Raw genomic sequence first — 2,065 nt, 5'->3', positions numbered from 1 at the left:
GGTCTCATGGCCGCGCTCTTCCTGGCGGGTTTCGCCGCCCAGCTCGCGCTGAAGGATCCGTTGTGGTTCCAGCACTTCCGGCTGTCGGCGGGCGGGCTGTCCCCCGCCATGCTGGCCGCTGTCGGCGCGCAGGGCGTCGTGGCTGCGGCCTACCTGCTGCGGAACGGCGGGCTGGGGCATCTCCGGCGGATCGGTCGCGCAATGGGCTGGGCCCGCCTTGCCCTTCTGGCGTTCGTCCTCGTGGTCGCGTCGAAGGCCGCGATGGACTTCATCGCCTCGGACAACCCCTCCCGGTACGTCAAGCAGCTTGCCATCGCGTTGGCTTTCCTCGGCTGCAACCTTCTTGCCCTCGCCGCTTTCGCCGTGGCGCTGCCCGGCCCGGCGCTGAGCACCGCGGTGGGGCCGATCGCGCCGCTGGTGGCGCCACCAGGCGCCGACACCGGAGCGACACCTGCCGGCCGGAGCCTTCCCTGGCTCGCCGCGCTCTTCGTCCTGGTTATCTGCGCCATGATCAGCCTATGGTCCTTCGACGGAGTGCCGCACCTGGATGGGATCGTCTATCTCTTCCATGCTCGCTATTTCGCCGAGGGCCAGCTCTCCGTTCCGGTGCCGGCCGTGGTCGAGGCGTTCGGCCACTACCTCATGGATGCCAATGGCAACCGCTGGTTCTCCGTCAATCTTCCGGGCTGGCCGGCCGCGCTCGTCCCGGCGATCTGGTCGGGGGTGCCGTGGCTTCTCAATCCGGTTCTGGCCGCGATCTGTGTCGTCCTCCTGCACCGTTTCGTGCGGACTGCGACCGACCGGCGCACCGCCGACCTCGTCGTGATCCTTCTCGCCGTCTCGCCCTGGTTCCTGTCGATCTCGTCCACCTATCTCCTGCACACCTTCACCGCCGCGCTCGTTCTCGGGGCGTGGGTGCTGCTTCAGAAGTCGCGCGAGGCGCCAAGCTTCCTCTTGCCGTTTCTTGCCGGCGCCCTGATGGGCTGGCTCTTTCTCAGCCGGCCGCTCGAGGGGGTCTACATGGGCGTCCTGACCGGGCTCTGGACGCTGGGTTTCCTGACCGACCGGCGGCAGTGGCGCACTGTGGTCATGTACGGGCTGGGCTGCATCGCGGTGGGGATCCTCCTCTTCGCGTACAATACCGCGCTGACCGGGTCGCCGATGACCCTGCCGATGACCGTCTATCTCGACGCGTTCTGGGGTCCCGGAGCGAATGCCATCGGCTTCGGCCCTGACCGCGGGCCGCCCGACTGGGGCAATGTGGACGTATTTCCCGGTCACACGCCTGCGGAAGCGCTGATCAACTTCCAGCAAAGCCTCTACGAACTCAACTTCGACCTCTTCGGCTGGGCGGGCGCGTCACTCTTCTTTGCGCTCGTATTCCTCATCTGGGGGCGCTGGAGCCGCCTGGCGGCAGCAATGGCGGTGATCACCGGCGTGACGGTCCTGCTCTATGCGCTCTACTGGTATGTGGGCGGATTCTACGCCGGACCGCGCTATTGGTTCATGGCACTCATTCCGATGCTTCTCTTCTCCGCCCTCGGCATCCGGGAATTCGTCGCGCGGATGCACGCCCTCTATCCGCATGGCCAGGCCGCCGAGAGGATCACCGCACTCCTCCTGATGCTGGGCGTGACCTCGATCGCGGTCTTCGAAAGCTGGCTCGCCTTCAACAAGTATCCCGACATCAACAACTACCACGCCGACTATCTCGACCTCTCGCGGCGGGCTGAGCTCAGGAACGCGCTTGTCTTCGTCCACATCGAGAAACCCGAACGTTACGGCAGCGCGTTCTGGCTGAACGATTTCAGCGACGACGCCGATACCCCGCTCTTCGCGGTCGACCTCGGGACCGAGGTCAATCGCAAGGTCGCCGCGGCCTATCCCGATCGGAGGATTTTCCTCGTCGAGGGGCGTTCGGAACGGTATCCCCACGCCACGGTCGTCGCGGGCCCGATCGGCATCGACGACCTGAAGTGACGCCTGGGCTGCGACCCGCGCAGGGTCACGCGAACCGCATGATGCCGATGGCGACCAGCGCCATCACGAACAGCGGATAGCCGAA

General features: G+C 66.2%; 1 protein-coding gene. It reads left to right on the top strand.

Annotated features, from left to right (window positions below; genetic code table 11):
• Positions 1 to 1,980, top strand: a 1,980-nt coding sequence (locus ACMUOO_RS17255) for an ArnT family glycosyltransferase (RefSeq protein ID WP_413855813.1), incomplete at its 5' end; no start/stop codon positions are given.
• Positions 1,981 to 2,065 lie beyond the last annotated feature (85 nt).

Source organism: Albidovulum sp. (genome assembly GCF_041919395.1).
GTDB lineage: Bacteria > Pseudomonadota > Alphaproteobacteria > Rhodobacterales > Rhodobacteraceae > Albidovulum.
This window is presented reverse-complemented; position numbering and strand designations above follow the sequence as displayed.